Here is a 4,674-nt window from a genome sequence, read left to right as displayed (position 1 = left end):
TATTTTTTTTTATTATGAAAAACGCTGAGCTAATCTACCAAGTTAATTTCCAAGACCCTGCCGCACTGATAAATAGAAATATATTTTCATTACTTGCAAGTAAAATAGTGTATATTTGGGTATTGAGATAGGTGCTATGGCTTAGAATCTGCTCGCACAAGCAGTCTATATTAAACTTGAACTTAGTAGTAGTGTAGAGTAATTAGAAAACACATAAGCACCTGAACTAATAGTTGATACGATTACTCTAAAAAAACGTAAAGAAAGTACATAACGAGATTAAAAGTTCTTAAGTAGCTACAACTAATTAAAGAATAGTATAACTAGAAAATCATAATTAAGGCATATTGATTTGGAACAAGTAAAAGTCATAATAATCTAAAAAAGCTTTATGAAATCTAAAGATAAAGACCAAGAAAAACATCAAGAAGAATTAGAGAAGACATCGGAAGAAATAGAGAGTGGCGATGAGTATATCGATATTTTAAGTCGTGTTATTCACGAAGGTGAAGAGATCTTCAAAATAAATAATAGGGCTATAACGCTTAGTGCTATTATTGCAGGACTCGAGATTGGCTTCAGTTATTTCCTAATCTGTAGTCTTTACTACTTATTATCTGGTACGTTAGCTGTAAATACTATTTTTAAACTTTTTAGCTTGGTCTACCCAATAGGATTCATTCTTGTTGTTTTAGGGAAGTCAGCGCTTTTTACGGAGCAAACATCCGTTTTAACCATTCCCGTACTTAACGGACAACGCACGATCTGGGAGTTGCTGCGAGTTTGGGGATTAGTTATTCTGGGCAATATAACTGGAGGTATTTTATTTACCCTATTTATAAGTCTGCTTGCACCACATTTAAACTTGTTCACACATGAAACAATGGTAAAAATAGGCAGTCATATTATTCACCACGATGCTTGGGTTCTTTTTTTAAGTGCAATAGTTGCTGGGTGGTTAATGGGTTTATTGAACTGGTTAATGAACAGCGTGAAAAGTTCACTCACCCGTATTTTTCTTATTTTTATGATAACTGGCGTCATCGGTTTTGGAGGTTTTCATCATAGCATCGTCGGTAATATTGAGGTTTTTGGAGCTTTTTTACATTCCGATACCATTTCCCTTTTAGACTATCTTGCGTTTCTGGCTTTAGCCCTAGTAGGAAATGCCATTGGCGGCGCCATAGTAGTAGGACTTTTCAAGTATAGGATTTTTGAATCAAACGAGATGAAATAATACTACTACTCACTCTAATAAGTATTAAATCATATGATTTGTGATTGCTCTGTCAATTAACTCTGCCCCAGCAAAAAATATAGATTATAGAGTAAGATCCTTGCTTAAAAACACAAAACAAAAATCAAAATGGGAACAATTTCAGTAGACTTCTCAAAATATACTACCAATACTACCTTCACTTTCGATAGAACTTCGGCATGCCAGTATATCTCTTTTACTAATTCAACCAAAAAAAGCCAAGCCCTAAAAACTGCAAGCATTAGCTCCTTCGTAGGAAAACCATAACCGTTCATAACTCCTAAACATTTCCTTTCCATACCAACTTCTAAATTCCTAATTTGCAGCCTTAAATCAACAGGAAAAAATGAAGGTCTGTATTGCCGAAAAACCAAGTGTAGCAAGAGAAATCGCATCCGTTTTAGGAGCGAATACTAAACATGATGGCTATTATGAAGGCAACGGCTATGCGGTAACCTACACCTTTGGACATTTGTGTACCTTAAAAGAACCTAACGATTATAAATCCTATTGGAAGAGTTGGGATTTGAATAACTTGCCCATGCTTCCCGACAAATTTGAAACAAAAGTGGTGGAGAATTCGGGTATCCAAAAGCAATTCAAAATCATAAAAAGTTTATTTGACAAAGCGGAATTGGTTATCAACTGCGGGGATGCGGGACAAGAAGGGGAACTCATTCAGCGCTGGGTGATGAACGAAGCCAATTATAAAGGCGAAGTGCAACGACTATGGATTTCCTCCTTAACCACTGAAGCTATTAGAGAAGGATTTGAAAACTTAAAACCATCTGCCAACTATGATAATTTATACTACGCTGGATTTTCCAGAGCCATTGGCGACTGGTTATTAGGGATGAATGCGACTCGTTTATATACCGTAAAACATGGTGGATACAAACAAGTACTCTCTGTGGGACGGGTGCAAACCCCTACACTGGCAATGGTTGTGGACCGCTTCAAAGAAATCGATAATTTTAAACCGCAGCCCTACTGGGAGTTGCAGACTTTATATAGAGATACGCTTTTTAGTTATGAAGAAGGCCGCTTTTTGAAAAAGGAAGACGGCGAATTTTTGGCCACTAAAGTCAAAGAAAGTGATTTCGAAATTGTATCTATCGAAAAAAAGAAAGGCAATGAGTTTGCACCAAAACTTTTTGATTTAACAGGCTTACAGGTATATTGCAATACCAAGTTTGGCTTTTCAGCAGATGAAACCTTAAAAATTGTCCAAATATTATACGAACAAAAAGTAGTCACCTATCCTAGAGTTGACACTACTTTTTTACCAAACGATGTCTATCCAAAAGTCCAGGGTATTCTACAAAAGTTAACTAAATATGCTGCTTTAACCGAGCCGCTTTTAGGAAATAAGATTAAAAAATCAAGCAAGGTTTTCAATGATAAAAAAGTAACGGATCACCATGCAATTATCCCCACAGGGATTCAGTCTAACTTACAATACAGTCAACAGCAAGTATATGACATTATTACAAGGCGGTTTATTGCTGTTTTTTATGATGATTGTTCAGTCGCGAATACTACCGTAATAGGAAAAGCGGCTGCTGTATCTTTCAAAACGACTGGAAAAGTAATCCTAAAAAAAGGATGGCGCGTTGTTTTTGAAAATCCAGATGCCAAAGAAAAGGAAGTGGATCTATTGCCCGACTTTATCAAAGGCGAAAAAGGACCACACCAGCCCTCGTTTTTAGAAAAGGAAACCAAACCACCAAATCAATTCACGGAGGCGACCTTATTACGTGCCATGGAAACTGCAGGGAAACAAGTGGATGATGAAGATTTACGCGAATTGATGAAAGAAAACGGTATTGGACGTCCATCAACACGAGCAAATATTATTGAAACGCTATTTAAACGTCAATACATCGTTAGAAACAAAAAACAGGTATTACCGACGCTAACGGGGATTCAATTGATTGATACCATTCAAAATGATTTGGTAAAGTCGGCGGAATTGACAGGATCGTGGGAAAAACAGTTGAAAGATATTGAAAAAGGAAGGTTTACTGCTGCTGCGTTTATCAACAATATGAAACGCATGGTGGAAGCTTTGGTGTATGAAGTACGAAGCGAAACCAAGCGTGCTAATATTTCGCATGCTGGAAGTATTCAGACGCAAGAAGTTAAAGTCGAGAAAAAGAAAGCTACAGGAATTGCAGCTGAAGTGTGCCCAAAATGTAAAAAAGGGGCGCTTATAAAGGGAAAATCAGCCTATGGCTGTAGTAACTATAAGGCAGGATGTGATTTTGTATTGCCCTACGCTTACGCAGAAAAAAAAATATCAGAAAACCAATACATCCGATTACTCCAAAAAGGGTCTACAGTAAATTTAAAAGACTTTAAAACTGATTCTGGCGCTGTAGAAGGTTTACTCCGTTTTGATGAAAACTTCAAACTCAAATTAGAACCTAAAAAAATAGCTGCTCCTACTCCACCAAAAGAAAACAAAATTTCTTCTGATTCTTTGCCTTGCCCCAAATGTAAAAAAGGAACTGTATTAAAAGGAAATACCGCTTATGGATGCAGTCATTATAAAGCAGGATGTGATTTCAAAGTAACTTTTGATTTGGTCAGAGAAAAATTAAAAAACCAAAAACCAACCAAAGAATTGGTGTATAAAATTTTAGGAAAAAATAGCTAATAAAATCCAAAGTCTATTTTAAATTTATGGAATAAATTTTAATCAGTATAAAACTGTTAGCGAATCATGATGCCCACAAACCTACGACATCAATCAAAATTAATTTTCTAAGTGATTCATGAAAAATGGTGTTTTTTGCTTGAAAAAATTTTTATTTAATATAAATCCACAGACTTATTATTTGACAATATATTATTTTCGCGAGCTAAAATCCTTTATTTACCATGAAAAAGAAAACCTTCCGTAACCTACACAGAGATTTAGGCTACTTCTATATTGGCCTTATCGTTTCCTTTGCCTTTTCTGGACTTATGATGAACCATCGCGACATGTGGCATCCTGAAAAATATACGACGGAGACCAAAACTATCTTTGTAAAACTGCCTGTAGAAAGCGAAATCAACGAAGAGTTTGCAAAAAATTTAGGTGCAAAACTCGGAATAGACGACACCTTCCGTAAACACAATATAAAAAAAGGAACTTTTAAAATTTCTTTCGAAAAACACGATGTCGAAATCGACATGAAGTCTGGTAAAGGCGAAATTGTTACTTTCCTAAAAACACCAATCATCAGTCAGACTATGAGTTTACATAAAAACACTTCTAATTTCTGGATCTATTATTCTGATATTTTTGCCTTGAGTTTAATAACTATTGCACTAACAGGGACGATAATGATCAAAGGGGGAAAATTCAGTTTCAAACAACGCGGTTGGAAACTGGCTTTGGCTGGAATTTTATTTCCACTAATCTTCTT

At 35.8% G+C, this 4,674-nt stretch carries 4 protein-coding genes; 3 read left to right on the top strand and 1 reads right to left on the bottom strand.

The genetic code is table 11. The features are described from left to right. Window positions 1-391: 391 nt before the first annotated feature. Complete coding sequence (locus A3SG_RS0117510; protein ID WP_016991294.1) at window positions 392-1,237, top strand: formate/nitrite transporter family protein; 846 nt, start codon at window positions 392-394, stop codon at window positions 1,235-1,237. 104 nt (window positions 1,238-1,341) lie between these two features. Here A3SG_RS0117510 and A3SG_RS0117505 read toward each other — a convergent pair whose 3' ends face one another. Continuing rightward, a complete protein-coding gene (locus A3SG_RS0117505) occupies window positions 1,342-1,557 on the bottom strand; it encodes a hypothetical protein (RefSeq protein WP_016991293.1) in 216 nt (71 codons plus the stop codon). Window positions 1,558-1,604: 47 nt separating this feature from the next. On the opposite strand from A3SG_RS0117505, the gene A3SG_RS0117500 reads away from it, so the two are divergent. Both A3SG_RS0117500 and A3SG_RS0117495 read left to right on the top strand, forming a co-directional pair. Then, a complete protein-coding gene (locus tag A3SG_RS0117500) occupies window positions 1,605-3,917 on the top strand; it encodes a type IA DNA topoisomerase (RefSeq protein WP_016991292.1) in 2,313 nt (770 codons plus the stop codon). Between the two features lie 224 nt (window positions 3,918-4,141). Next, window positions 4,142-4,674 (top strand): PepSY-associated TM helix domain-containing protein (locus A3SG_RS0117495; RefSeq protein ID WP_016991291.1); only part of this gene is annotated, 533 nt, incomplete at its 3' end.

This window comes from Flavobacterium sp. ACAM 123 (assembly GCF_000264055.1).
Taxonomy (GTDB): domain Bacteria; phylum Bacteroidota; class Bacteroidia; order Flavobacteriales; family Flavobacteriaceae; genus Flavobacterium.
Note: the sequence above shows the minus strand (reverse complement) of the source record. Positions and strands in the feature narration are given on the sequence as shown.